The sequence below is a fragment of the Pseudomonas izuensis genome (genome assembly GCF_002356535.2).
Taxonomy (GTDB): Bacteria; Pseudomonadota; Gammaproteobacteria; order Pseudomonadales; family Pseudomonadaceae; genus Aquipseudomonas; species Aquipseudomonas izuensis.
This window is the reverse complement of sequence record NZ_AP017423.2, coordinates 572826-599813: the sequence shown is the minus strand read 5'-3', so window position 1 is coordinate 599813 and position 26988 is coordinate 572826. Positions and strand designations below refer to the sequence as shown.

Below are 26988 nucleotides of genomic sequence, written 5' to 3'. Positions count from 1 at the left end.
GCTGCCCCTGTTCAACTGAGCAAAAATCAGTCTGGATGAATCTATTTCATCCATGGAGCACTCAATGTTCGCTTCCTTGCCGTTGACCGCCCTGCGCGCCTTCGAATCCGCTTCTCGCCTGCTGAGTTTCAAGGCCGCCGCCGAAGAACTTTCTGTGACCCCGACGGCGGTGTCCCATCAGATCCGCTCGCTGGAAACCTGGCTCGGCGTGCCGCTGTTCGAGCGCCTGCCACGCCAGGTGCGCCTGACCGACTGCGGCGAACGGCTGTTCCACAGCCTGCACGGCGCTTTTCTGGAAGTGGCGCAAAGCGTCGATACCCTGCGCCCGCAACGCAGCGGCACGAGCCTGACGATCTCCACCACCGCCGCCTTCGCCGCACTGTGGCTGGTGCCACGCCTGGGTCGCTTCTACGCCCGCCATCCGAATATCAGCCTGCGCCTCGACACCCATTGCGAGGTCATCGATCTGCATCAGGACGCCAGTGTCGACCTGGTGCTGCGCTACAGCCTCGGTGACTATCCAAACCTGTATGGCTTGTGCCTGTTCGACGAAACTTTCGGTGTCTATGGCTCACCGGAACAAGTGGCCCTGGCGGCAGCTCGCACACCAGCGCTGATCAGCGTTCGCTGGCACAACTCCAGGCTCTACGCCCACGGCTGGGAGGCCTGGTGCGCGCAGTCCGGCGAGACCTGGCTGACGGGCCAGCCGGCCGTGCGTGAATACGACGAAGAGCATTACGCCTTGCAAGCCGCGATTGCCGGTCAAGGCGTGGTGCTGGCGAGCAATATTCTGGTGTCAGAGAGCGTGGCCAGCGGTGTGCTGGTGCCTTATCGGGGCGACGTGCAGGTGGAGGGCGCCGGTTACAGCGCACTGTGTGTGCCGGGACGGGAGCGACACCCGCCGGTTCGGGCCTTTTTTGCGTGGTTGCGCGAGGAGGCGTTGGCATCAGGACAGCGCTTGCACTCAAGTAATACCCAATGACTAACCATACTAAAACCACATCAAAACCTTAATTTCCACTTATCACTTTTACGCACTTGAAGTTACAAACCCCACATAGACTTTTTTCAGGATGAAATTATTCTAACAGCCACAACCGACCGGTTGCCAAAACAATCAAGTAAAGGAATACACTTATGCTTCTTGAACAACGACTCGAATTCATCGACTCCCTGCCAGCGTTACCACCCATCATAATGCCACGAGCATTCGCTGCTTATCCAGACAACCAGCCCCCTCACGACGTCAGCAACTCCACTGCAAGTGTAATGCCTGACACGATAAATGCTTTTCTCCCAGGGGTTCCACAACAAATCATTGATGACGTCAATCTATGCAAGTTGGTCATGCAGCATGCCGCGACTAAAAAGTACCCTGAAGAGAGGCAGCTGTTTGAATGGTATAAAGAATATATTACTGGTCTGTCAAATATAGGCTGGACTTTCCAAAACAAGGATATTCAAGAGACGACCATCAGGAGAGTCGGCCTGACGATGGACCAGGTTGCCTTTGAGGTTGCCAGTAGCCTGCTCACCCCAGGTGCTGCGGCAGTCCTGTCAAAGGTCTCGAATCAAGCGGTAGAGTCCGTAAAAAACAACCCCAGGGCAATCGAAATTTTCAATCGTGATTCTAAACTCGGCACTCAGGCCAAGTTCGACATCGCGCCGGTTTGGGTCGATAGTCATGGTCAGGCAAACATGGTCCTTAACTGCATTTCCCTCGATGCGCGGGAAAGCACCCGTGGCATCCTGTTCTGGAAATCCACAAGACAATCCACCACCATCAAAACCGGCGCAGTGCGCATGTATCTAAGCAATCACACCTTCTCAGGAATACGCGCCAAGCTGATAAGCAAATACACCGATGCGGCCAATAAATATATTGACAACCTGCCTGACTTTTAAAATCACAGAATATTTGAATTGGCAAATCTGCCGATTCAAAAAAACTTCACCTGCGTATTTCGGGCCACCACACCATGGAAACATCAACGCATGACACTTACCTAATAAATGGCAACATCACCGTTTTTTGCGGACAACACGAAAAAGAATTTAAAAATGACATTTTAAACTCCAGCCTTCTCGCCGAACTCGTATCAACTTCGAAACACCAGGGCAGTCGGGAGCAGCTATTTTCAGAGTATGTAGCTACTGTGAATAGATTAGGCTGGATTGAAAAAAGCCGAGAGTTCCGACACTACGTTTTTTCAACGAAAAGCCTTTTGAACGTTATCGAATCAGGTACGGGATCTTCCCTGACAAAAGAGGAGAAACAAGCTGTACTTAACGCTTTTCTGCAGTTGAAAAAGCCGCCCACGCAATCGCCGGTCATTCCGCTCATTCTCGATAAACTCCAGGCCAATACGTTTACATCAGGAATCGAGATTGATTGTTCCCACTCGATGAAAAAACCGGTTGCCACTTCAACCCGACTGACCATTGTTCGAAACAATGCAAGCATCATCACACTGCAGGTTGCATTCAAAGCAACCAATGGAATCAGCATCGACATCCTGGATCAACCCGTCCTCAACTCCATCCAGGATGGAAAGTCCAATGTGTGGTTGTGGGTCAGTTCGCTGGACGCGCGCGAATACGACAAGTTCAGAGCTACCGTGATAAAGAAAATCGGCAATCACATCAACACCGACTTAGTACATGCCCCAACACCCAACCGGGTGATTTGAAAAAATCGATGCCGTTTAGGTACGGCAACTGTAGGAGCGAGCATGCTCGCTCCTACAGAACATGAAATTCATGCATCAGTTCTTCACGGTCTTCGGTGCCTTGCCCGCCTTCATCTGCTCCAGTAACGGCGCGCACTGATTCGTCTCGCCGCTGCTCGGCGCCACCAATGCCAGCAACCCCGCCGCCGGTGCGGCGATCACGCCCAGTGCCACCATCCCCGCCCCGCGCAACATCAGGGGTACTGCTTTCACCCCGGCTTCGGGCTTGATGAACTTGCCCCGCACGTACAGCGGCGAACGCAATGAAATCAAGCGCCAGCCCTTGGACTCCGGGGTAATGGTCAAGTCCAGTTGCTCGGTCGCCATGTTCGCCGTGCCATCGATATAGACAATCGCGTTCTCGGTATCGAAAACGAACAGCCGAGTAGTAGCCAGACCAGTCTTGATGTCGAAGTCGGCAGCCGCGCAGTTGATCTTCACTTCCTTGTCACCAAAGATCTTGCCCACCACGTAGTTGCCGACGTTCAACCCGGCCAGCTCCATCAACTCGCGACTGATTGCGCCGTCGTTGATCAGCATTTTCAGATTGCCGTTGGCACTGCCCAGCAATGTGGCCACCGAGTTGCCGCGACCGGTGATATCGGCATCGCCATTGAGCTCACCGAAACTGGTTTTCATCGGTTCGAAAGTCGGAAACAACTGCTTGAGTTTGAAACCGCGCGCAGTGAGTTTTGCGTTGCCCTCCAAGGGTTCAGTGCGACCGTTCAGGCGGATTTGCGCATCCAGCTTGCCGCCCGCCACGCTGAATCGCAGCGGTTCGAGGCTGAGCACGCCATCGGTGAGCACCAGGTGGGTGTAGAGGTCGTTGAACGGCAGTTTTTCGCTGTGGACGATGCGCTTGCCGGAGAACTCAACATCGGCGTCCATGTCACGCCAGCGCTCGGTCTTGAACTCTTCAACCGGCAGTACCTTGTCCGCCGGCTGTTTGCTCTCGCCGCCACGGGCCTTTTGCTTGGCATTGGAATCAGCACCGATCAGCGGGGCCAGGTCGGCAAACAGCAGTTGATTGGAGAGCAATGACCCGCTGAGTTTCGGCCGCGGCTGGCTGGCGACGTAACTCAAGTCGCCATGGATATCGCTGGCGCCGATCTTGCCGTTGAACTCTTCATAGCGAAACACCGCGCCCCCCGGCTCATGCAGCTTGGCCATCAGGTGACCGTCGGTGGCATAGGGCGGTGTATCCGGCAGGGTCACACCGGTCAGAGGATAGAGATTGCCCAGGCTGGTACCAGCCAGCTTCAAGCGCAGATCCAGAGCGCCGAGGTTCATCGGGTCGGTCAGGGTGCCGGCCAGTTCGATGCTGGTGTCGGCAATCTTCACCTGAGCCTGCAACGGAAACGGTCGGGCCGCATCCTGTAAGGCCAGCAGCCCTCCGACTTTGCCCTCGGCCGTGAGTTTCTGGCCGTGGTACTGGCCTTTGACCTTCAGGGCAAACGCATAGTCTTGCGGGGCCGCCCCCTTCTCCTGCGCGGCTTTCGCGGTTTTTTCACCGACGATGTCGCTGAATGGAATCGGTTTGCCCAGCGGGTCGATCAATAGATCGAGCTGCGTCTTCAGGTTCTGATCGTCGAGGGTGGCGTGGCCTTTATCGAAGCCGATCGCACCAATATCCACCACCCAGTTCGAGGGTTTGGCATTCGGGTCTTTCGGATCGAACTTAAAGGTCCAGTTGGCACGTCCGTCCGCCAGGCGTTGCAGCTCGGCATTGGGTTCGGTGAGGTCGATGCGCGGGATCACCACCCGTTGCGCCAGCAAGGCCAGGGGCGAAATGCGCAGTTCCACGCGCTTGAGGCTGGCCATCTGTGGCGTTTTCGACCAGTCGGGGTTGCCCAGGCTCAAATCTTCGGCCACCACATGCGGCCACGGCACCCACGCGCGCCAGCCCCCCTCTTCAAGCTCGCGCCGCCAGATCACCGCCAGGTTGCCGTTGATCGCGAACGGGCGGTGCAACTCCTCGGAGACCTTGGCATTGAGGGGTGGTTTGATCCGGTTCCAATCGAAGAACACGATGACCAGTACCAGCACCGCCAGCAGTACAACCAGGCTGGCGAAGGTCCAGGCGAGAATTTTACGAGTGCGCGTCATTGCACAGAGCTCCTGATACGACTGAGCGCCGGACTGCGACGCACATGAGAAACGCAGCGCCAGAACCGGCCCGCTATGAAATCTACGACTGAAAAACGGCGCGCAGGTTTAATCGAAAAACCGATTTTGCCGCAAACGACGGCCCGATTGCCGCCGTTCCTTCCTCCGGCGTTACCACACCCGCACTTTTGCGGGGTGCAAGTGAGTCGAAAATACCCACCTCAGCGCACCGCGAAGGCCCGGTTTACAAGGGCTGCAGCGAACAATCAATTCCGTTGATTATTAACATTGCGTTTATGAACTTTTATATCGACTTATCGAGAGTAGCATTGCCCTTGTACCCAATTTATCGCCGCCCCACGGAGCACCCAATCATGAAACGCCAACTACTGCTTAGCCTTACCCTCTCTATGTTGGCCAGCACTGCTTTCGCACTGCCGGCCGCTGACCAGGCTACTCCGCAAGTCAAAGACAGCCACTCGGCATTCAGCCAAACCCTGGCCGAAGGCGGTAACGATCGCCTGAAAGAAAAAGGCCTGATTACTCAGGATGGCTACGACAAGACTCCACAAGGCCAAACCATTGCCGCTGATGGCTACGACAAGACCCCACAAGGCCAAACCGTTGCTGCTGATGGCTATGACAAGACCCCACAAGGTCAAACCGTTGCCGCTGACGGCTACGACAAGACTCCACAAGGCCAAACCGTTGCCGCTGATGGCTATGACAAGACTCCACAAGGTCAAACCGTTGCCGCTGATGGTGGTGACCGTGTCATCGAACGCAACAGCGCTATGAGCTAAGCCCATGGCGGCCCTGAAAAGAAGCCCAATCACCGGATTGGGCTTTTGACTTTCTGGCCACTCACCTTACAACGCCGTACCTTCTGCACTGGATCTCCCTTTCGTCGTTCGACGCCGGCAAAGCCGATTTGCTAGAGTGCGCCGCTCCCCTTCTCCAGAAAACGCCCTTGCGATGTTGCCCCGCGCCGAACAGAAACAACAAACCCGCAACGCCCTGATGGACGCTGCCCGCCACCTGATGGAAGGCGGCCGAGGATTCGGCAGCCTGAGCCTGCGCGAAGTGGCGAAAACCGCCGGCATCGTCCCGACCGGTTTCTACCGGCATTTCGCTGATATGGATGAACTGGGCCTGGTGCTGGTCAGCGAGGTCGGCCAGACCTTCCGCGAAACCATCCGGTTGGTGCGACATAACGAATTCGTCATGGGCGGTATCATCGATGCGTCGGTGCGGATCTTTCTCGATGTGGTTTCGGCCAACCGTTCGCAATTTCTGTTTCTCGCCCGCGAGCAATACGGCGGTTCACTCCCGGTGCGCCTGGCCATTGGCCGATTGCGCGAAGATATCAGCTCGGACCTGGCTGCCGATCTGTCATTGATGCCAAAGCTGCAACACCTGGACATTGCCGGTCTGAGCGTGATGGCGGACCTGATCGTTAAAAGTGTATTCGCCACCTTGCCCGACATCATCGACCCGCCGGCCGAGGCATTGCCCGAGCATCTGACGCCCCAGGCAAAGATCACCCAGCAGCTGCGGTTTATCTTTATCGGATTGAAGCACTGGCAAGGCCTCGGCAGCACCGAATAACCCTTGTGGGAGCGAGCCTGCTCGCGAAGCGGTCGTCCTCTCATATCAATGTGGCTGACTAGCCCCATTCGCGAGCAGGCTCGCTCCCACAAAAAAGCAAATCGCCTCAAGTTGGTGCAATACAAAAAATCTCGCACCATCGTCACTCACAACTCATGTCCGAATCAGCTCCGCCCTACGCATCCCACAGGCATTTCCTACACACTCCCCCGATTGGCAAGCCCCTTGCTCTAGCCTGAGCATTGTCCATTGCTGGAAGCTTTCCGATGCTGGTGATTCATCGCAGAATCGACCCTCAACCCGTCTGGGCCGCCGAGTTGCACCTGACTTTCGAAGCGCGGAGCAAAAGCCGTTTGCGCTGTTTCAGTGCCGAGGGCGAAGACGTCGGGTTGTTTTTGGCGCGCGGTCAATCGCCACTGTATGACGGCGAATGCCTGCAAGCCGAAGACGGGCGCATCGTCCGTGTTTGCGCCCGTGCGGAACAGCTGCTGCACGTCACCTGCGCCAACGCATTCGAACTGACCCGTGCCGCCTATCACTTGGGCAATCGCCACGTCGCCCTGCAGGTTGGCGACGGCTGGTTACGCCTGCTCGACGATTACGTGCTCAAGGCCATGCTCGAACAATTGGGCGCCACCCCCTCGCACATCGAAGCGCCGTTCCAGCCGGAACACGGTGCGTACGGCGGCGGTCATCACCATTCGCGTCACGGCGACGAAGACTTCAACTACCCACCCAAACTGCACCAGTTCGGCGTACGCCTATGAACGCCGCCTGGGCGCTGCTGCGTCTGGCCAGTCCGCAATTGCCGATTGGCGGCTACAGCTACTCCCAAGGCCTGGAAATGGCAGTGGAGAACAGCCGCGTAAACGATCCCGACAGCGCACGACGCTGGATCAGCGATCAATTGCTGCTCAATCTCGCCCGCTTCGAAGCCCCGCTGCTGCTCGCTCATTGCGTGGCCGCCTTCGAGGAAAACTGGGGCGAACTGCTGCAACGCTGCGAAGAACACCGCGCCAGCCGGGAAACCCGCGAGTTGCATCAAGAGAGCCGGCAGATGGGCTACTCCTTGCAGCAATTGCTCAACGGCTTGCCGGAGCTGGATACAACGGCCCGCGCTTTCCTTGAACAGCGCCCCGAACCGCACCTGGCCCTGGGTTGGGCACTGGCCGCTCGTGCCTGGCAGATCAGCCCCCAGGATGCATTGGCTGCATGGCTCTGGAGCTGGCTGGAAAACCAGCTGGCGGTGCTGATGAAAACCCTGCCGCTGGGCCAGCAGGCCGCTCAGCGCCTGACCAGCGAATTGCTACCGCTGCTGCAGCAAGCCCAGCACAACGCCACCGGCATCACCCCAGAACACTACGGCAGTGCCACGTTTGGCCTGTCCCTGGCGTGTATGGCCCATGAGCGCCAATACAGCCGCCTGTTTCGTTCCTAGCCCCTTATTTTGGCCGCCCTATATTGGAGAACCACATGAACACACAACCCCTGCGCGTCGGCATCGGCGGCCCGGTCGGCTCCGGCAAAACCGCCCTGACCCTGGCCCTGTGCCTGGCTCTGCGCGACCGGTACAACCTGGCTGTCGTGACCAACGACATCTACACCCGTGAAGATGCCGACTTTCTGGTGCGCAACCAGGCCTTGGCGCCGGAACGCATCATCGGCGTGGAAACCGGTGGCTGCCCGCATACGGCGATCCGCGAAGACGCCTCGATCAACCTCGAGGCCGTGGATCAGCTCAATCGCCGCTTTCCGGGTCTGGACCTGATTCTGGTGGAATCCGGGGGTGACAACCTCTCGGCAACTTTCAGCCCGGAACTGTCGGACCTGACCATTTACGTGATCGACGTCTCGGCCGGCGACAAACTGCCTCGCAAGGGAGGCCCGGGGATCTGCAAATCCGATCTGCTGGTGATCAACAAAATCGATCTTGCACCGCTGGTGGGGGCATCACTGACCCTGATGGACAGCGACACTACGCGCATGCGCAACGGCAAGCCGTTCGTCTTCAGCAACCAGAAAACCGGTCAGGGCCTGGAAGAAATCATCGCCTTCATTGAACGCCAGGGCCTGCTGACCGCGGCTTGACCTCCACTGATCAACAAGGAAGCTTACCCATGACACTCAAACGCATTCTGGGGGCCCTGGCCCTGCTGCTGTCCCCGGCCCTCGCCTTTGCCCACCCGGGGCATGGCGACAACGGCTTGATCGCCGGCATCAGCCATCCGATCGGCGGCCTCGACCACTTGCTGGCGATGCTCGCGGTCGGTCTGTGGGCAGCGCAACAAAAAGGTGTCGCGCGCTGGGCGCTGCCATGCACCTTTGTCGGCACCTTGTTGCTCGGCGGGTTGCTGGGGTTTGAAGGGCTGGAACTGCCTGCGCTGGAAAGCGGGATTGCCGCGTCGGTGCTGGCGCTGGGTCTGGCGGTGGCTCTGGCAGTACGTCCGCCATTAAGTGTGGCGGTGGGCGCGACGGCGCTGTTTGCACTGTTCCATGGTGTGGCGCATGGGTTGGAGCTGCCGGTTATGTCGAGCCCCTGGGCTTATGCAGCAGGGTTTGTGGCGGCGACGGCGGCGTTGCATGGCGCAGGTTATGCGCTGGTACGGGTGTTGCCTCAGGCGGCTGCACCATTGGTTCGGCTGGCCGGTGCAGTTTCGGCGGGGGCTGGGGTCTGGTTGTTGGCGGGTTGATTTTGTATTAATTGAACCGGCCTCTTCGCGAGCAGGCTCGCTCCCACATTTGGAATGCGTTCCCCTGTGGGAGCGAGCCTGCTCGCGAAGGCGGCCTGAAAAACACCATACCTCTCAGGCCTGCTAACATGTCGCGCAATCAACCCTGCCGTGACGACGCCAGCCAATGCCGCCTGTTTCCCGCTCCGCCTCCCAGCCCGATCTGACCGCTCTGTTCACTTCGGTGCAACAGCACTTCCTGAACGTGATCGTGCCGCTCTGGCAAGGCCCCGGCTGGAATGTCGACATGGCGTTGCCTTATGAAGCGCTGGATGCCGGGCACCAGCCGCTGCCCCCCCAGCGCTACCGGGCCATGGCCTGCGCACGACAGCTGTATCTGTTTGCCAGTCTGATCGGCCAGGTGCCAAAGGCCGAAGAGCGCGCCGCGGCACTGTTCCGCTCCTTGCAGCGGCATTTTCACGATGCCGAGCACGGCGGCTGGTTCTACAGCATCGACCCGCACGGAGCGCCGCTGGATCAGCGCAAAGACCTCTACACCCACGCCTTCATCCTGTTTGCCTGCGCCCATTACTGGAACAAAGTCCGCGAGCCGCTGGTGGAGTCCGTGCTCAATGCTGCCCTGGAAGTGATCGCACGGCGATTCGCGACCGGCGACGGCCTCTACGAAGCGTGCCTGGATCGCGACTGGGCAACCCTGGAAACCGGCCCTCTGCAAAACCCATTGATGCATCTGGCGGAAGCCTTCCTCGCCACGTTGTCAGTGCGCGAAGACCTCGCTGTGCAACGAGCGCTCGTCGAGTTATGCACAGCCATGCAGAAGCGTTTCATCGATCCGCAACACAGTGTGCTGATGGAGAAACCGCTGGGCGCTGTGGATAACTGGTTTGAACCGGGGCATCAGTTCGAATGGTATTTCCTGCTGGAGTCCTCCGACCTGCTACGCGGTTCGAAATTGCACGCTTCGCTGGAGCGCGCGTTTGCGTTCACAGAGCAATTGGGTGTCGACCAACAGACGGGGGCCGTGCGGGCCATGCTCGATCTTGGGCCGGATGGAGGCTTGCGGGACGCCACCCAGCGAATCTGGGCTCAAGCCGAGTACCTGCGTGCACTGACGCTACGCCCCAACAGCGAGGCCCCGGTGCTGCGCCAATTGCAGGCGCTGCAACAACGATCGCTGCACGCGGGCGGTTGGTATGAATGCCGTGACGAGCACGGTGAAGTGAGCCGCCTGGACATGCCATCGACCACGCCTTATCACTTGGCGACCTGCTATGCCGGGTTGGCTGAATATCTGCGTTAATGTTCAGATCGCTTTCGCGAGCAGGCTCGCTCCTACAGTTGATCTCATTCCTCTGTGGGAGCGAGCCGGCCGGGCGGCGATCCAACGATTGACCTCGAGGAGGTCAACGGCCTTCACTCAATCCACTTGCGATCCCCGGTAAAGCTGATCGTCAGCCATCGCGCGGCGTCCGGCTCGCCAAGTTTTGTGGAAATTTCCTCTCGCAAACTGTCCAGTTGACCCACACCGTCCAGCCAATAATCCTTCGGCAACACGACGTGAATCTCGATAAAACACGCACGACCGTGCTTCTGCACGTAGGAAATGTAGTCGTCGAAACCGTGCTCGATCTTGGCCTCTTCCATCACTTGGCGCACCTTGTCGTCCAATTGGTCCGGGGCAATTCCCAACACATCGCGCAACGCCGGACCGAGGATTTGGAATGCTGGAGGGAGCATGCCCAGGGCCAGCAGAATCAGAATCATCGGGTCGACATACAACGCCCATTTGTCGTAGCCCTGAGTCTTGAGCAGCAGCGCGATAAGGAAACTCACTAGCAGGCCGGCCGTGAGCATCGCGTCCACCAGCCAACTGATGTTGTCGAACTTGATCAGCGATGATTTGAGCGTGCGATTGCGATGGCGGACGTAGAAAAAATAGATGAGCTCGACGATGGTGAACACCGACGCGTAAAGGATCACCAGGCCGAGCTCGACCTCGCGGCCACCGCTGATGATGCCGAACACGCCGTTGAGAAAGGCATAAATGGCCACCAGCAACAGGAAACTGCCTTCGATCACCAGCACCATGGGTTCCAGGTGCCAGGAGCCGAACTGGAAGCGTTGATTGCTTTCCTTGGCGATCAGCTTTGCGGTGATCAGCATCAGGACCTTGATGAAGGCTGCCACCAGCGAGAAGAAGCCATCGAACAGGATGGATTGGGAACCCGAGACAAACCCGGTGATGATCCCGGCAAATGTCACCACCAGCATCAGGAAGGTCGATTGCTTGAGCAGCGCCTGCTCGCCTCGATTGCTCACTCGCTCTCCTCGATCAACCTTGAAACCGCCGGGTGCGGCAGGTTACTTGAGGGAGGAGTCTAGCTGATGTCCTGCGGCGTCTGTTCCGCCCCCTTCGCGGGCTAGCTCTCCCCCACAGGTTCAGCGCAATCCTTGTGGGAGCGAGCCTGCTCGCGAATGGCCGTTACGCGGTCTTAAGCCTTGCCACCACTGCGATCAATCGCAAACCCGGCCCAGGTCTGGCTCACCGGCATCAGCTCCAGGGTGTTGATATTGATGTGCGCCGGGGCATTGAGGACCCAGAAAATGGTCTCGGCAATGTCCTGCGGCTGGATCGGGTCGGCACCGGCATAAGTGGCGTTGTAACGCTCCTGATCACCGGCGAAGCGCACCAGCGAGAACTCGCTCTCGCACAGGCCCGGTTCGATGTTGCTGACCCGTACGCCAGTCCCTTGCAGATCGCAGCGCAGGCTCAGGGAGAACTGCTGGACGAAGGCTTTGGTTCCGCCATACACATGGCTGCCCGGATACGGGTAACTGCCGGCAACGGAACCCAGGTTGACGATACCGGCGCCACGACCGTGGGCAATCAGGCGCGGCAGCAGCAGGCGGGTGCTGTACATCAGGCCCTTGATGTTGGTATCGACCATGGTGTCCCAGTCGTCCAGACTGCACTTGGGCGCCGGATCAGCGCCAAGGGCCAGCCCCGCATTGTTGATAAGCCCGCGCAACTTGGCGAACGAAGGCGGCAAGTTGGCGATGGCTTCTTCCATGGCCTTGCGATCGCGCACATCCAGTACTAGGCCATGCACCTCGGTCTGCTTCGATAGCTCGGCGCACAGGGCGTTGAGGCGTTCTTCACGACGGCCGGTCAGCACCAGTTTCCAGCCGGCTTCGGCAAAACGACGGGCACAGGCTTCACCAAAACCGGAGGTCGCGCCGGTAATAAACAGGGTGTTGGACATCGTGTTCTCCTTGCTTCGGCCGATGGTCAGCCATTGGAATAGAAAATCAGCTGGCAGCATGCCCGGCCTTGCACGCACCGGCAACCACCGCACAAGCTGTACAAAAAACGATCAATCTTGGCAATGCCTTACGCACCGTGACCTGCAGCCATGTGCACGCACCTTATCCACAGCCCCATCCACACATTCCGGGGGCAAGTCGAAATGCTGCAAGCCGCTCTCCACAAGGCTTTGCGAGGGATTTGAAAACTTTTTCGCTTGACCCTCACAGGCCCGCCGTGTAGCCCATGGCCAATTTCTCGACCAGGCAGTCAACTCGACGATGGCCGCAAGCCAGTAACTACGGCCTTCAGCCGAGTCTTTCCAGAGTTTAATCACAGACTTATCCACAGGCTTGCATACCCCGATCCGGCGCACTTTCGTCATCAAGAAAAAAGTTGACAAAGCCACCCAGAGGCCTTGCAAAAACACCTGAGCAAAAAACAACCACAGCGCTGAAAGCCACGAATTCAAAGGCTCTCAGCCAGCTACACCCACGTTATTCACAGCCAGTTCCACAGTAAACGGGGACAAGTCAAAACCGTGACAAAACAACTATTTGCAGCGGCTTTATGTCGCGGTTACGGAGCTTGGGAATATTGTTTTCCACAATTTCATCGAATGCTGCAACCGAACCTGTGGGAGCTGGCTTGCCAGCGATGGCGATTTAAGATTCAGCACTAATGTTGAGAGTGCCGGCCTCATCGCGGGCAAGCCCGCTCCCACAGGGTTTGGCGGTGTACTGGAGATATAAAAAAGCCCCGGAGCTTTCGCGCCGGGGCTTGTGCATAACAACGAAAACTCAGTGCCCGCCGAGATAGGCGTTACGCACATCCTCGTTGACCAGTAACTCCTTGCCTGTGCCGCTCATGCGGATCTCGCCGTTAACCATCACGTACGCCCGGTCCGACAGCCTCAGGGCGTGGTTGGCGTTCTGCTCTACCAGGAAGATGGTCATGCCGGTCTTGGCCAGTTCCCGCAGGGTGGCGAAGATCTGCTTCACCACGATCGGGGCCAGGCCCAGGCTCGGCTCGTCGAGCAACAGCAGCTTCGGCCGGCTCATCAACGCCCGGGCGATGGCGAGCATTTGCTGCTCGCCACCGGACATGGTCATGGCCCGCTGGTTGCGCCGCTCTTCGAGCCGCGGGAACAGCTCGAACATGCGCTGCATGTCTTCCTTGGCGTATTTGTCGCCGATCGGAATGGTGCCCATCAGCAGGTTTTCCTCGACGGTCATGTCAGGGAACACCCGCCGCCCTTCCGGCGACTGCGCGATGCCGTTGGACGCGATGTAGTGCGACGATTTGTGGGTGATGTCCACACCCTGGTAGAGGATCTGCCCGTCCGCCGCCCGGGGCTGACCGAAGATCGACATCAACAGGGTCGACTTGCCGGCGCCGTTGGAGCCGATGAGGCTGACGGTTTCACCTTCGTTGATGTGCAGCGAGACTTTCTTCAGGGCCTGGATCGGCCCGTAAAACACGTCCAGCGCCTTGAGTTCGAGGATGGATTTACTCATACCACCTCCTCTTCGTCGGCGCCCAGGTACGCGGCAATCACTTTCGGGTCGTGGCGGATGTCATCGGGACCGCCCTCGGCGATGACGATGCCGTGGTCCAGCACCACGATGTGGTCGGAAATACTCATTACCATGCCCATGTCGTGTTCGATCAGCACCACGGTCAGATCGTGCTCGTCGCGCAGCAGCCGGATCATCGCGCTCAGCGCTTCGGTTTCCTGAGGGTTGAGGCCGGCGGCCGGTTCGTCGAGGCAGATGATCTGCGGACGCGTGCACATGGCCCGGGCAATCTCCAGGCGACGTTGCTGGCCGTAGGACAGTTCACCGGCCAGACGGTTGGCACAATCCACCAGGTCCACCACCTCCAGCCAGTAGAACGCATGGTCCAGGGCATCGCTTTCAGCCTTGCGATAACCCTTGGTGTTGAGAATGCCGGCCAGCATGCTGCGGTTGACCCACATGTGCTGGGCCACCAGCAGGTTTTCCAGCACCGACATTTCCTTGAACAGGCGAATGTTCTGGAATGTCCGCGCCAACCCGGCACGATTCACCAGATGGGTGCCGCCGAATGCCTTGTAGAACAACCGACTGGCAAAGGCTTTCGGCGAGACGAAATCGGTCGGCTTGAACGATTCGCCCAACAACTTGATGACGTTGGTTTGCTGGCCGCGCACGTTGAGTTCGATCTTGCCGCCAGAGGCCTTGTAGAAGCCGGTCAGGCAGTTGAACACCGTGGTCTTGCCGGCGCCATTGGGGCCGATCAGGGCGAAGATCGAGTTGCGCTTGACCTTCAGGCTGACATCGCTCAAGGCCTTGATGCCGCCGAAGTGCATCATCAGTTTTTCGACACTGAGTACGACTTCGCTCATGGCGCTACTCCTTTACGCGGGGTCACACCGGTACGGCTGATCCGAATCAGGCCGCGCGGTCGCCAAATCATCATCAACACCATCAGGATGCCGAACAGCAGGACGCGGTATTCGGCAAAGCCACGCAGCAATTCCGGAGCCACTGTCAGTACGAAGGCCGCGATCACCACGCCGATGGTCGAGCCCATGCCGCCCAGTACCACGATGGCAAGGATCAAGGCCGATTCAAAGAAGGTGAACGAGGTCGGGTTGACGAAACCCTGGTAGGTGGCGAAGAACACACCGGCCAGACCCGCTGTCGAAGCACCGATGGTGAACGCCGAGAGCTTGACCAGCACGTGGTTCAGACCCATCGAGCGGCAAGCGATTTCATCTTCACGCAAGGCTTCCCAAGCACGACCGACCGGCATGCGGGTCAAGCGATGCTTGATGTACAGCACGGCCAGAACCACCAGGAACAACACCGTGTAGATGAAGTAGTACTTCACGTCGGGGTTGTAGGCAATGCCGAAGAACTCATGGAACGGCACGCCGCCATCTTTCGCACGCTTGCCGAACTCGAGGCCGAAGAAGGTCGGCAACGGCGCCGGCATGCCGTTCGGGCCGCCGGTCAGGGACAGCCAGTTATTGAGGATCAGACGGATGATTTCACCGAAGCCCAGGGTCACGATCGCCAGGTAGTCGCCGTGCAGGCGCAGCACCGGGAAGCCAAGGATGCAACCTGCCAGGCCCGCGGTAATCGCCGCCAGCGGCAGCACCGTCCAGAACCCCAGTCCCAGGTACTGATAACCGAGCGCCAGACCGTAGGCACCAATGGCATAGAACGCCACATAGCCAAGGTCGAGCAGACCGGCCAGGCCGACCACGATGTTCAGGCCAAGCCCCAGCAGCACGTAGATCAGCCCGAGGATGACCACGCCCAGCAGATAGGAGTTGGAGAAGAACGGAAACACCACGGCGATGACGATCATCAACGGGATGATCCAGCGCAAACGTGATTTGTAATCGGGCGCCAGTACATGCACTCCGGAGCCGGTGGTTTCAAATCCTTCTAGGATTTTCAAGCCCTTTGGGGTTTGCAGGAATGTGCTCAAGGCAAAGCGGCCGGCCATGACGATGGCAACAATCCATGCCACCCGCTTGGTTTCCAGGTTGAAGCCGTAGCCATCGAGCACGATGCCGACAATCGGCCCGAACACGATCAGGGCGATGAGGCCGGCAAGAATCGCATCAACCAGACTTTTTTTGAGATCAATGGTTTTTTTAGTGGTTGAAGACATCGCTTACACCTTCGACACAAGAGGACGGCCGAGCAGGCCTTGAGGCCGAAAGACCAGAACGAGAACCAGCAGCGAGAAGCTGAAGACGTCTTTGTAGTCCGAGTTCACCAGGCCGGAGAACAGCGACTCGGAAATCCCGAGGATGATCCCGCCGAGCATGGCGCCAGGTAAAGAACCGATCCCGCCAAGTACCGCGGCAGTGAAGGCCTTGATGCCGATGACGAAGCCTGCGTAGAAGTCGAACGTGCCGTAGTTCATCGTGATCAGCACGCCGGCCAGCGCCGCCATGGCTGCACCGATGATGAACACGTAGGAGATCACGCGGTCGGTGTTGATCCCGAGGATCGAGGCCATCTTGCGGTCTTGCTGGGTCGCACGGCACATGCGGCCGAGCTTGGTGTACTTGATGACGTAGGTCAGCAGGCCCATCCCGACGAACGCTGCGACCAGAATGAAGATCTTGGTGTAGGTGAGCTGAACGAAGCCAGTGCCTACGTCAACGCGCCATGCACCGGTCAACAGTGTCGGAACACCCTGTTGGCGGGCACCCTGGGCGATCTGTGCATAGTTTTGCAGGATCAGCGAGATACCGATGGCGCTGATCAGCGGAGCCAGCCGGGTGGAGTTACGCAGGGGTTTGTAGGCGACGCGCTCGATGACCCAACCGTACACCGCCGTGACGACGATGGTGAAGATCAGGGTGCCGAGCATCAGCAGAGGGAAGGATTCAATACCGAAGTAAGCCAGCAGAGCCAGACTGATTGCCGCGAGGTAAGCGGAAATCATGTAAACCTCGCCGTGGGCGAAGTTGATCATGCCGATGATGCCATAGACCATTGTGTAGCCGATGGCGATCAGGCCATAGACCGACCCGAGGGTCAGGCCATTGACCAGTTGCTGCAGGAAAATACCATCCATAACGCAATCTCACGCATTTGAGAGACTGCACAGAAGCCGCTGGCGTCGGACCGGGGTTCAGCCGCCGGCACCATGCGGTTGTGTGCAGCTCTACGAGAAAAGACAGACGTGCCTTCTGGCCAATGCCAGTCAGTTAACGGCGAACACAAACTGTGTGGCGAGGGAGCTTGCTCCCGCCGGGTCGCGCGGCGCCCCCAACATCAGGACTGCTACGCAGTCCAACGGGAGCAAGCTCCCTCGCCACAGATCGGTCACACCCTCAAATCACTTCTGTTTTTCCAGTTGGTGGTATTTGCCGTCCTTGTCCCACTGGTAAACCACGTAGTCGGAGATTTTCAGGTCGCCCTTGCTGTCCCAGGTCTTCTCGCCCATGACGGTTTTGACCGGGTTCTTCTTCAGCCACGCAGCAGCGTCTTCGCCCTTGTTGGACTTGGCGCCATTGAAGGCGGCAGCCAGGGTCTGGACCGAAGCGTAAGCGTACAGGGTGTAGCCTTCAGGCTCGGTGCCGGCCTTGCGGAAAGCGTCTACCACGGTCTTGCTGTCTGGCAGCAGGCGTGGGTCGGCGCCGAAGGTCATCAGTACGCCGTCGACGTATTGCGGGCCGCCAGCGGTGGTCACCAGTTCGTCGGTCACGATGCCGTCGTCGGACATGAATTTCACGTCTTTCAGGCCTTCGGTACGCAGTTGTTTAACCAGTGGACCGGCTTCCGGATGCAGGCCGCCGAAGTAGACCACGTCGGCACCGGCCGCACGGATCTTGGTGACAACGGCGCTGAAATCTTTCTCGCCGCGGGTCAGGCCTTCGTACAGCACCGGCTTCACGCCGCGTTTTTCCAGCTGGGCCTTGGTGGCGTCAGCCAGGCCTTGGCCGTAGGTGTCCTTGTCGTGCAGCACGACAACCTTCTTGCCCTTGAGCACGTCGACGATGTAGTCGCCGGCCACGATGCCCTGCTGGTCGTCACGACCGCACATACGGAACATGGCGCTCAGGCCACGCTCGGTAACGGCCGGGTTGGTGGAGCCCGGGGTGATGGCGATGATGCCCGCTTCGTCGTAGATCTCGGAGGCCGGGATGGTCGACGAGGAGCAGAAGTGACCGACCACGCCAGCGACTTTCTGGTTGGTCAGGTCCTTGGCGACCGTCACAGCCTGTTTCGGTTCGCAGGCGTCGTCGCCCTTGACCAGCACGATTTTTTCCCCGTTCACGCCGCCCGATGCGTTGACCGCATCGGCCGCTGCCTGTGCACCCTTCATGTACTGCTCGCCAAATGCTGCGTTGGCGCCCGTCATTGGACCCGCTACGCCGATCTTGATGTCAGCCTGAGCAAACGCAGAAACACCCAACGCAGTTGCCACTGCGAGGGCCAAAAAGCCTTTTTTGTAAAACGTCTGGGACATGAGGTGGTGCTCCAAGGTTTTTTTTTAATTGGCACTGCGACTTCACTGAATGCTCAGAGCAAGGGCCGTGCCATCGGTTTTTTATTCTTAAAAAAGTCGCTGCTTTATTCTTATTTCGACTGTTTCGGTCCCATTTTCATTGGGCGTGCAACCGTCTAAACCGCGGAAGGTGAAACCATTTATTTTTCGAGGCGCAACCCTCCTGCGCCATCATTGCAACCGCGGCACCAAACGGTGTGCAACCAGCCTGTAACAACGTGCGTCACCTAACTGCACACTGCTGGTGCGGGACTGCTACAACCCGCACCATCACAGGCTAGTCGCTGCGCGAAAAAGCGCCGCTCCCAGCAACAAATTTCAACAATCAGATCACGATCCGCAAGCACTGGCCTGCGTGATACAGCGAGAACCCCGCCTCATACAGGCAACTGCGAAGGCCCACACCGGCCAATGGCTGCATGGGGGCGAACGGAATGGGTAGCGCTTGAGGATTTCCGTTACACAGGTAATCGGCAAAGGCCTTGCCGACCACCGTCCCCGTGGTCACGCCCCGACCGTTGTAACCGGTGACTGCCACTATTCCGGGCGCCGGTTCGAACAGGCGCATCAAATGGTCGGGCGTAAACGCGATGCGCCCGGTCCAGGTGCACTCCCACTCCACGGGTTTCAGGTAGGGGAAATAATGCTGCTGCACGCGATCGGCCCAGGCCTTGAGGAACCAGGCCGGTTTCTGATTGCCGTTGCCCAAACTGCCGAGCAGCAGGCGACCGTCTTTATCCCGACGGATACTGCTGAGCACCTGGCGGGTGTCCCAGGAGCCCTGGCCACCGGGCAGGATTTTCCGGGCGGCCTCTTCGGTCAGCGGTACTGAAGCCACTTGATAGTAATAACCGGGGAAGAAATTGCGCCGTAACTCGGTCCAGTCACCCTCGGTGTAAGCGTTGGAGGCGATCACCACTTGCTCGGCAAGCACCGAACCCTGGGCTGTCTGCACTGACCAGCGCGAGCCCTGACGCTCAAGTCGGGTGACCGGGGAATGGTCGAACAACTGACCGCCCAGACCGATGGCCGCTTTCGCCAACCCCGTGGTGTAGGCCATCGGGTTGAGGGTACCGGCACGCCGATCGAGCAGCGCAGCAGCGATCTTTTGGGTGCCTGTCGCTTGCTCGCAAGCTTGCCCGGTCAGCAGCTCCACTGGCGCGCCGCGACGCTTCCATTGTTCTTCACGACTGCGCAGATCGGCTTCGCCACGGGCGTTGTGCGCCATGTGCAACGTGCCTTCGCGACGCAGCTGACAATCGATGTTGTATTTGTCGACCAGGCTGAACACCAGCGCTGGCGCCGCGCCCAGCATGCGGTTGAGCTGACTGCCGACCGCCTCGCCAAAACCGGCCTCGATTTCGTCGGGCGCAATCCACATACCGGCGTTGACCAGCCCGACGTTACGTCCGGAACCGCCATGACCGGCGCGATGGGCCTCCAGCACACACACTGTCTTGCCCTGCTCCAGCAGATGCACCGCCGCCGACAGCCCGGTAAAACCGGCGCCGATGACGCAGACATCGACTGTTACCTCACCTTTGAGCGCCGCATTGTCGGGCCTTTGTGGCGTCAGTTTTTCCCACAGACACTCTTCGCGTAACGGCATTGCCAGACTCCAATCAGAAACCTAACCAACCCACACAAATCATTGTGGGAGCGAGCCTGCTCGCGAAAGCGGTATATCAGCCATTATTGATGTCGGCTGACAGATTGCATTCGCGAGCAGGCTCGCTCCCACAGGGATCACTGCTTGCCTGAAATATCAGTCAAACGTAATACCCTGGGCCAACGGCAATTCCAGCGAGTAGTTCACGGTATTGGTCTGACGGCGCATGTAACCGCGCCATGCGTCGGAGCCGGACTCGCGACCGCCGCCGGTTTCTTTTTCGCCACCGAACGCGCCACCGATTTCGGCACCGCTTGGGCCGATGTTGACGTTGGCAATGCCGCAATCGCTACCTACAGCCGACATGAACTGCTCGGCCTCGCGCACGTCGGTGGTGAAGATGCAGGACGACAAGCCTTGCGGCACAGCGTTGTTCAAACGCAGCGCTTCGTTGAAATCGCTGTAACCCACCACGTAGAGGATCGGCGCGAAGGTTTCGTGGCAGACCACATCGCTCTGCTCCGGCATTTCGACGATGGCCGGCGAAACGTAGTAAGCGTTAGGGAATTTGTCTTGCAACTGACGCTCACCGCCAAACACCCGGCCGCCTTCGCTCAACGCCTGCTCCAGCGCATCCTGCATGTTGTCGAAGCTTTGCTTGTCGATCAGCGGGCCGACCAGGTTGCCTTCCAGCGGATGGCCGATACGCACTTTTGAGTACGCGGCTTTCAGGCGGGTGACGATTTCTTCCTTGACCGATTCGTGGGCAATCAGGCGACGCAATGTGGTGCAACGCTGACCGGCGGTACCGACGGCGCTGAACAGGATGGCGCGAACGGCCATGTCCAGGTCGGCGCTTGGGCCGAGGATCATCGCGTTGTTGCCGCCCAGTTCCAGGATGCTGCGGGCGAAGCGTGCAGCGATTTTCGGCGCCACTTCGCGGCCCATGCGGGTGCTGCCGGTGGCGCTGACCAGTGCGACACGCGGGTCATCGACCAGGGCTTCGCCGGCATCGCGGCCGCCAATGATCACCTGGCTCAGGTGTGCGGGTGCATCACTGAAGTTTTTCAGCACGCGATCAAACAGCGCCTGGCAGGCCAGTGCGGTCAGCGGGGTTTTTTCCGACGGTTTCCAGATCACCGGGTTGCCGCAAACCAGCGCCAGTGTGGCGTTCCAGGCCCAGACCGCCACCGGGAAGTTGAAGGCACTGATCACGCCGACGACGCCCAGCGGGTGCCAGGTTTCACGCATGTGGTGGCCAGGGCGCTCGGAGGCGATGGTCAAACCGTACAACTGGCGGGACAGGCCGACGGCGAAATCGCAGATGTCGATCATTTCCTGAACTTCACCCAAGCCTTCCTGGGTGATCTTGCCAGCTTCCCAGGACACCAGCTCGCCGAGGTCAGCCTTGTATTCACGCAGGATATCGCCCAGTTGACGCACCAGCTCGCCACGGCGCGGCGCCGGAACCTTGCGCCACAGTTCGAACGCATGATCTGCGCGACTGATGTGCTGCTCGACTTCAGCGGCACCTTCCCAGTTCACGGCGGCGATGCGACTGCCGTCGATGGGCGAATGCACTGGCACTTTGCCGTTCTGGTACAGGGCCGGGTTCACACCAAGACGATCAAGCAATGCGGCAACCATGGGTCACTCCTCAAGCAAAAAACGGTACGTGTGCAGCCGCGTGATCACGGCTGATCAGACCTGTAGTTTTAGCGCCCCGGAGGTTACTCAACAAACGACCTTTAAGAGAGATATCATTCCGTTTATTCATGCTGTGCATTGCTGGCAATAAAGAGACAAGAACAAAGGACCGCCCATGCTGAACAAACGCTATTTGCCATCGATCGCTGCCTTGCAGTGTTTCGAAGCCGTGACCCGGCATCTGAGCTTCACCCGGGCTGCCGAAGAGTTGAACCTGACCCAGAGTGCTGTCAGCAAACAGGTCGCGCAACTCGAAGAGCTGTTACAGCATCTATTGTTTCGCCGGGTACGCCGACGCCTGCAAATGACACCGGCGGGCGATCTATACCTGGTCGAGGTACGAAAAATCCTCACGCAGGTCGAGATGTCGACCCATTACCTGCGTTCCTACGGCGGCGAAACAGAAGTCCTGCGCGTCTCCACGCCTCCGACTTTCGGCGCGCGCTGGCTGGTACCACGGCTAAAAGGCTGGCGCCTGCGCCATCCGTCAATTCATCTGGACCTGTGCAGCGAGCAGGAAGCCGATGATCTGCTGCAAGGTCGCAGTGACCTGGCGTTCTACTTCGGCCAGGGCTCACGTCCCGGCACGGAATGCCTGAAGCTGTTCGGTGAGGAGCTGGTACCGGTCTGCGCCCCCGGCAGCCTGCCCGCCGAACCCTTCACCGACCCTACGCAACTCACCGACCTGGTCCTGTTGCAAAACGCCTCCCGTCCCCAGGCCTGGCATGACTGGTTCGACAACCAGGGCTACCACACCGAACACAGCTACCACGGACCGCGCTTCGAAACCTTCTATATGTGCATCCGCGCCGCGCAAGTCGGCTGTGGCGTGGCGTTGCTGCCACGGTTTCTGGTGGAAGAGGAATTGGCGGACGGCAAGCTGGTCATTCCCTGGCAGCATGCAATGCCCAGCACCGATGCGTATTACCTGGCGTACCCTGAGCATTCGGCGGAAGTGCCAAAAGTGCGGGATTTTGTGAAGTGGATGCTGGAGCAGGTCGACAGCCCTGCAGCGACCTGATGGGTACCTTCGCTCTGTAGGAGCTGGCTTGCCAGCGAATAGGCCAGCACATTCAACATCCAGGTTGACTGGCCTGACGCCTTCGCTGGCAAGCCAGCTCCTACAGAGGCCCGGTGTAGTCTAAAAAATGCTGGTAATCCCTGTCCCTGATATGCGCCACTAGCGCCATTGATCAATACCGCTGCAACGCCGGAGATTCCCGTTATGAGCGAGAGTGTGTTTGCCGATCGCATCGTGCAGAACCTGCTCGACACCGACTTCTACAAACTGACGATGATGCAGGCGGTGCTGCACAACTACCCGAACGTGGAAGTCGAATGGGAGTTTCGTTGCCGCAACAGCGAGGATTTGCGTCCGTACCTGGCGGAGATCCGTTTCCAGATCGAGCGCCTGGCCGAGTTGAGCCTGAGTGCGGACCAGTTGAGCTTTCTGGAGCGCATCACCTTCCTGAAGCCGGACTTCCTGCGCTTTCTCGGGCTGTTCCGCTTCAACCTGCGCTACATCCACACCGGCATCGAAAACGGTGATTTGTTTATCCGCCTGCGGGGCCCCTGGTTGCACGTGATCCTGTTCGAAGTGCCGATACTGGCGATCGTCAGCGAAGTGCGTAACCGCTATCGCTACCGGGAAATCGTCCTGGAACAGGCCCGCGAACAGCTGTATCGCAAGTTTGACTGGCTGACTGCCAACGCCTCGGCCGACGAACTATCAGAGTTGCAGGTCGCCGATTTTGGTACCCGCCGTCGTTTCTCGTACCGCGTGCAGGAAGAAGTGGTGAACGTGCTCAAGCACGATTTCCCTGGGCGCTTCGTCGGCACCAGCAACGTGCACCTGTCCCGGGAACTGGACATGAAACCGCTGGGCACCATGGCCCACGAGTGGATCATGGCTCATCAGCAACTCGGTCCACGGCTGATCGACAGCCAGATCGCCGCCCTCGACTGCTGGGTCCGCGAATATCGCGGCCTGCTGGGAATCGCCCTGACCGATTGCATCACCATCGATGCCTTCCTCGGCGATTTCGACCTGTTTTTCGCCAAGCTCTTCGACGGTCTGCGCCATGACTCCGGTGATCCAGTGCTGTGGGCGGAAAAAGCCATCGCGCACTATCACAAGCTCGGCATCGATCCGATGAGCAAGACGCTGACCTTCTCTGACAGCCTGACCCTGCCCAAAGCCCTGGAAATATTCCGGGCGCTGCGGGGTCGGATCAATGTGAGTTTCGGCATCGGCACCAACCTGACCTGTGACATTCCGGGTGTCGAACCGATGAGCATCGTGCTTAAAATGACCGCCTGCAACGGTGCGCCGGTGGCGAAGATCTCCGACGAGCCTGGCAAGACTCACTGCAAAGACCCGAATTTCGTCGCCTATTTGCGACACGTTTTCCAAGTACCTGCCCCATCAAGCCAACCTGGCAAGGAGTAAATTCATGCAAGCCGTACAGCGTGAGATTGCTGAGCAGCTCAAGGTCCAACCGCCGTTTGCCGATGAGGCCGCCCTCGAGGCAGAGGTCGCCCGGCGGATTACCTTCATTCAGGACTGCCTGGTCAATTCCGGGCTCAAGACCCTGGTGCTGGGCATCAGCGGTGGCGTCGATTCCCTGACCGCCGGCCTGCTGGCCCAGCGTGCCATGCGCGAACTGCGTGAGCGCACGGGTGACGACAGCTACAAATTCATCGCTGTGCGCCTGCCGTACGAGACCCAGTTCGATGAACACGATGCCCAGGCGTCGGTGGATTTCATCAAGCCGGACGAACGTCACACGGTGAATATCGGTCCGGCGGTCAAGTCGCTGGCCAACGAAGTGGCGGCGTTCGAAGGCAAGCATGCGGTCTCGGTGGATTTCGTGCTCGGCAACACCAAGGCGCGGATGCGCATGGTCGCCCAGTACACCATCGCCGGTGCGGCCCACGGGCTGGTGATCGGCACCGACCACGCCGCTGAAGCGGTGATGGGTTTCTTCACCAAGTTCGGTGATGGCGCTTGCGACCTGGCACCGCTCAGCGGCCTGGTGAAAAACCAGGTCCGCGCCATTGCCCGCAGTTTCGGCGCGCCGGAATCGCTGGTGGAAAAAGTCCCGACCGCCGACCTTGAAGACCTGTCTCCCGGCAAACCGGACGAAGCGTCCCACGGCGTCACCTACGCCGAGATCGACGCCTTCCTGCACGGCAACCCGGTGCGAGAGGAAGCGTTCAAGATCATTTGCAACACGTACAACAAGACCCACCACAAGCGTGTGATGCCGTTTACGCCTTGAGGCGTGAGCGAATGAAAAAGCCCGCTGAGGAGTGATTCTCAGCGGGCTTTTCTTTGACCATTGCATTGATTGATGCTGATGGCCCCTTCGCGAGCAGGCTCGCTCCCACATTGACGGCGCTAAATCTGTGGGAGCGAGCCTGCTCGCGAAGAACGATAACGCGGTGAGCCTGCTTACTTCAGGGTCACAGTGCCTTTCATCATCGAGATGTGGCCCGGGAACGAGCAGAAGAAGCCATATTTCTCGGCAGCATCAAGCTTCGACACATCGAAGGTCACCGAGTCGGTTTCGTTGGCGCCGATGACCTTGGTGTGCGCGATGATGCGAGCATCGCCTTCTTTCAAGTAGTTCTTGTCGATACCGGCACTCAGGCCGTCGGTGGCGATTGGCTGCATGTCGGCTTCTTTGCTCAGCACCCAGTTATGGCCCATGACGTTCTTCGGCAAGCTGCCGGAGTGGGTCAGTTCGACGGTGAACGTCTTGCAGCTCTTGTCGATTTCAATGGCCTTGGTGTTGAAGGACATTTGGTCTGTGGAGTCAACGGTGACTTTGCACTCCGCAGCCATCAATTGGCTGCTGGCCAGCGTCAACAGGGATACCGCAACAAGTTTGGCAAACATGGTGAATCTCCAAGGCAGGGTTAGTGAAAAATGCGAATGGACAGAAGACTGCCTGAAAACTTCGCAAGTTCATATGACTTGAATCAAAAATTGTATACAACTTTTGGGCTATGACACTGATCGAAACAATCTACCAGCCAAGCGTCTGGCCCGGGCCTATGATCGATCCATCATTACTTAATGGAGCGTCTGACATGTCCCTCAATAGCCTGTTGTGCAGCTTGCTTGCCGCCTATGCCTGCGGCGCCAGTGGTACGTACGAAACGTCCAAGCGGGAAGTTTAGCCCTTGGAGCGTTGCGCGCCTGCCTTTACTCTGTGGTCCTGATCGACCATGGAGGAAGGCATGTCTTTAGCATCCGTATGTGTATTTTGTGGTGCCAGCACCGGCACCCACCCGGCTTATCGCGAAGCAGCCGTGGCCCTCGGCCGGGCATTGGCCGAGCGCAAGCTGACGCTGGTCTATGGCGGCGGTGCCGTAGGCCTGATGGGCATCGTGGCCGACGCCGCCCTGGCAGCCGGCGGTGAAGTGATCGGCATCATTCCGCAAAGCCTCAAGGACAAGGAAATCGGCCACAGCGGCCTGACTCGCCTGGAAGTGGTCGACGGCATGCATGCACGCAAGGCGCGAATGGCCGAACTCAGCGATGCCTTCATCGCCCTGCCCGGCGGCTTGGGCACGCTGGAAGAACTGTTTGAAGTCTGGACCTGGGGCCAATTGGGCTACCACGGCAAACCGCTGGGATTGCTGGAAGTGAACGGTTTCTACAGCAAACTCACCGGTTTTCTCGATCACATCGTCGGCGAAGGCTTCGTTCGCGGGGCACACCGTGACATGCTGCAAATGAGCGAATCGCCACAGACGCTGCTCGACGCCCTCGATAGCTGGCAACCGACCGTACCGCCAAAGTGGGTCGAGCAAAAACCCGACTAACGACTCGGCACCGATACAGGGCAGAATACGCGCCGCTCAACCTCACCTTCGACCCCAGAGGATCGCCCATGGCTAAACCCAATTATTCCTTCGCCAAACGTCAGCGTGACTTGGCCAAGGAGCAGAAGAAAGAGGAAAAGCTTCAGCGCAAGAAAGCGATGGCTGAAGACGCGACACTGAACCCTGACGGTGACGTCGCGACAGAAGATGATGTTGAAGCACCGAAAGACCAGGCGCCCGACGCCTGAGACCCTCCGGGCCGGATGATTCAATTTCAGGCCCACCGGATCTGTGTCCAGGGTTGGCAGCCTTGCTGCCGGCCCTCACAGGTCGATCTGAAATACCTTTCCAGAAAATACCTGATATCCCTTTGTGGGAGCG

Annotated in this window: 26 protein-coding genes; 15 read left to right on the top strand and 11 right to left on the bottom strand. The window is 58.8% G+C overall.

The window, feature by feature from the left end; translation table 11 throughout:
- The first annotated feature begins 52 nt into the window (after positions 1-52).
- The 3 genes from LAB08_RS02630 to LAB08_RS02620 all read left to right on the top strand — a co-directional run bounded on the left by LAB08_RS02630 (position 53) and on the right by LAB08_RS02620 (position 2690).
- The gene (locus LAB08_RS02630; protein ID WP_172901634.1) at positions 53-982 is read left to right on the top strand and encodes a LysR substrate-binding domain-containing protein; all 930 of its coding nucleotides are present in this window, start codon (positions 53-55) and stop codon (positions 980-982) included.
- A gap of 155 nt (positions 983-1137) precedes the next feature.
- Positions 1138-1905, top strand: a complete 768-nt coding sequence (locus LAB08_RS02625) for a hypothetical protein (protein ID WP_096513662.1) — start codon at positions 1138-1140, stop codon at positions 1903-1905.
- A gap of 74 nt (positions 1906-1979) precedes the next feature.
- Positions 1980-2690: a hypothetical protein gene (locus tag LAB08_RS02620; RefSeq protein WP_147432575.1), complete on the top strand. Its 711-nt coding sequence runs from the start codon at positions 1980-1982 to the stop codon at positions 2688-2690.
- A gap of 75 nt (positions 2691-2765) precedes the next feature.
- Here LAB08_RS02620 and LAB08_RS02615 read toward each other — a convergent pair whose 3' ends face one another.
- Positions 2766-4835, bottom strand: coding sequence for an AsmA family protein (locus LAB08_RS02615; protein ID WP_096513664.1), 2070 nt, complete (start codon positions 4833-4835; stop codon positions 2766-2768).
- Between the two features lie 374 nt (positions 4836-5209).
- Here LAB08_RS02615 and LAB08_RS02610 point away from each other — a divergent pair, with 374 nt between their 5' ends.
- From LAB08_RS02610 to LAB08_RS02580, 7 genes are all read left to right on the top strand, one after another.
- A complete protein-coding gene (locus LAB08_RS02610) occupies positions 5210-5638 on the top strand; it encodes a hypothetical protein (RefSeq protein WP_096513665.1) in 429 nt (142 codons plus the stop codon).
- Between the two features lie 172 nt (positions 5639-5810).
- Entirely contained in the window at positions 5811-6443 is a 633-nt protein-coding gene (locus LAB08_RS02605) for a TetR family transcriptional regulator (RefSeq protein WP_096513666.1), read from the top strand.
- A gap of 266 nt (positions 6444-6709) precedes the next feature.
- Entirely contained in the window at positions 6710-7210 is a 501-nt protein-coding gene (gene ureE / locus LAB08_RS02600) for an urease accessory protein UreE (RefSeq protein WP_096513667.1), read from the top strand.
- Complete coding sequence (locus tag LAB08_RS02595; protein ID WP_096513668.1) at positions 7207-7881, top strand: urease accessory protein UreF; 675 nt, start codon at positions 7207-7209, stop codon at positions 7879-7881. The genes ureE and LAB08_RS02595 overlap by 4 nt, the downstream gene beginning before the upstream one ends.
- A gap of 35 nt (positions 7882-7916) precedes the next feature.
- Complete coding sequence (gene ureG / locus LAB08_RS02590; RefSeq protein ID WP_077045358.1) at positions 7917-8531, top strand: urease accessory protein UreG; 615 nt, start codon at positions 7917-7919, stop codon at positions 8529-8531.
- 29 nt (positions 8532-8560) lie between these two features.
- Positions 8561-9133, top strand: coding sequence for a HupE/UreJ family protein (locus tag LAB08_RS02585; RefSeq protein ID WP_096513669.1), 573 nt, complete (start codon positions 8561-8563; stop codon positions 9131-9133).
- A 166-nt stretch (positions 9134-9299) separates the two neighbouring features.
- The gene (locus LAB08_RS02580; RefSeq protein WP_096513670.1) at positions 9300-10433 is read left to right on the top strand and encodes an AGE family epimerase/isomerase; all 1134 of its coding nucleotides are present in this window, start codon (positions 9300-9302) and stop codon (positions 10431-10433) included.
- Positions 10434-10546: 113 nt separating this feature from the next.
- Here LAB08_RS02580 and LAB08_RS02575 read toward each other — a convergent pair whose 3' ends face one another.
- From LAB08_RS02575 to amaB, 9 genes are all read right to left on the bottom strand, one after another.
- Positions 10547-11452, bottom strand: coding sequence for a cation diffusion facilitator family transporter (locus LAB08_RS02575; protein WP_096513671.1), 906 nt, complete (start codon positions 11450-11452; stop codon positions 10547-10549).
- Between the two features lie 173 nt (positions 11453-11625).
- Complete coding sequence (locus LAB08_RS02570) at positions 11626-12396, bottom strand: SDR family oxidoreductase (protein ID WP_096513672.1); 771 nt, start codon at positions 12394-12396, stop codon at positions 11626-11628.
- 841 nt (positions 12397-13237) lie between these two features.
- Positions 13238-13954 (bottom strand): ABC transporter ATP-binding protein, encoded by a 717-nt coding sequence (locus LAB08_RS02565; RefSeq protein ID WP_096513673.1) that lies wholly within the window; start codon positions 13952-13954, stop codon positions 13238-13240.
- The gene (locus LAB08_RS02560) at positions 13951-14823 is read right to left on the bottom strand and encodes an ABC transporter ATP-binding protein (protein WP_096513674.1); all 873 of its coding nucleotides are present in this window, start codon (positions 14821-14823) and stop codon (positions 13951-13953) included. Before LAB08_RS02560 ends, LAB08_RS02565 begins: the two co-directional genes overlap by 4 nt.
- Entirely contained in the window at positions 14820-16103 is a 1284-nt protein-coding gene (gene livM / locus LAB08_RS02555; protein ID WP_096513675.1) for a high-affinity branched-chain amino acid ABC transporter permease LivM, read from the bottom strand. The genes LAB08_RS02560 and livM overlap by 4 nt, the downstream gene beginning before the upstream one ends.
- 3 nt (positions 16104-16106) lie before the next feature.
- Positions 16107-17021: an ABC transporter permease subunit gene (locus LAB08_RS02550; protein WP_096513676.1), complete on the bottom strand. Its 915-nt coding sequence runs from the start codon at positions 17019-17021 to the stop codon at positions 16107-16109.
- 264 nt (positions 17022-17285) lie between these two features.
- Positions 17286-18419 carry an ABC transporter substrate-binding protein gene (locus LAB08_RS02545; protein ID WP_096513677.1) on the bottom strand — a complete coding sequence of 378 codons (1134 nt, stop codon included), beginning with the start codon at positions 18417-18419 and terminating at the stop codon, positions 17286-17288.
- A 364-nt stretch (positions 18420-18783) separates the two neighbouring features.
- On the bottom strand, positions 18784-20067 hold the full coding sequence (gene amaA / locus LAB08_RS02540; protein WP_096513678.1) for an L-pipecolate oxidase: 1284 nt from the start codon (positions 20065-20067) through the stop codon (positions 18784-18786).
- A gap of 156 nt (positions 20068-20223) precedes the next feature.
- Positions 20224-21714, bottom strand: coding sequence for an L-piperidine-6-carboxylate dehydrogenase (gene amaB, locus LAB08_RS02535; RefSeq protein ID WP_096513679.1), 1491 nt, complete (start codon positions 21712-21714; stop codon positions 20224-20226).
- Between the two features lie 175 nt (positions 21715-21889).
- Here amaB and LAB08_RS02530 point away from each other — a divergent pair, with 175 nt between their 5' ends.
- The 3 genes from LAB08_RS02530 (at position 21890) to nadE (ending at position 25055) form a co-directional block, all read left to right on the top strand.
- On the top strand, positions 21890-22795 hold the full coding sequence (locus tag LAB08_RS02530; RefSeq protein WP_096513680.1) for a LysR family transcriptional regulator: 906 nt from the start codon (positions 21890-21892) through the stop codon (positions 22793-22795).
- 204 nt (positions 22796-22999) lie between these two features.
- Complete coding sequence (pncB, locus tag LAB08_RS02525) at positions 23000-24223, top strand: nicotinate phosphoribosyltransferase (protein WP_096513681.1); 1224 nt, start codon at positions 23000-23002, stop codon at positions 24221-24223.
- 4 nt (positions 24224-24227) lie between these two features.
- Positions 24228-25055: an NAD(+) synthase gene (gene nadE / locus LAB08_RS02520; protein WP_096513682.1), complete on the top strand. Its 828-nt coding sequence runs from the start codon at positions 24228-24230 to the stop codon at positions 25053-25055.
- Positions 25056-25228: 173 nt separating this feature from the next.
- Here the strand turns inward: nadE and azu are convergent, their stop codons facing one another.
- On the bottom strand, positions 25229-25675 hold the full coding sequence (azu, locus tag LAB08_RS02515) for an azurin (protein ID WP_096513683.1): 447 nt from the start codon (positions 25673-25675) through the stop codon (positions 25229-25231).
- A 344-nt stretch (positions 25676-26019) separates the two neighbouring features.
- Between azu and LAB08_RS02510 the strand changes: the two genes are divergently transcribed.
- The gene (locus tag LAB08_RS02510; protein ID WP_096513684.1) at positions 26020-26607 is read left to right on the top strand and encodes a cytokinin riboside 5'-monophosphate phosphoribohydrolase; all 588 of its coding nucleotides are present in this window, start codon (positions 26020-26022) and stop codon (positions 26605-26607) included.
- 68 nt (positions 26608-26675) lie between these two features.
- Positions 26676-26855, top strand: coding sequence for a hypothetical protein (locus tag LAB08_RS02505; RefSeq protein WP_095192115.1), 180 nt, complete (start codon positions 26676-26678; stop codon positions 26853-26855).
- Positions 26856-26988 lie beyond the last annotated feature (133 nt).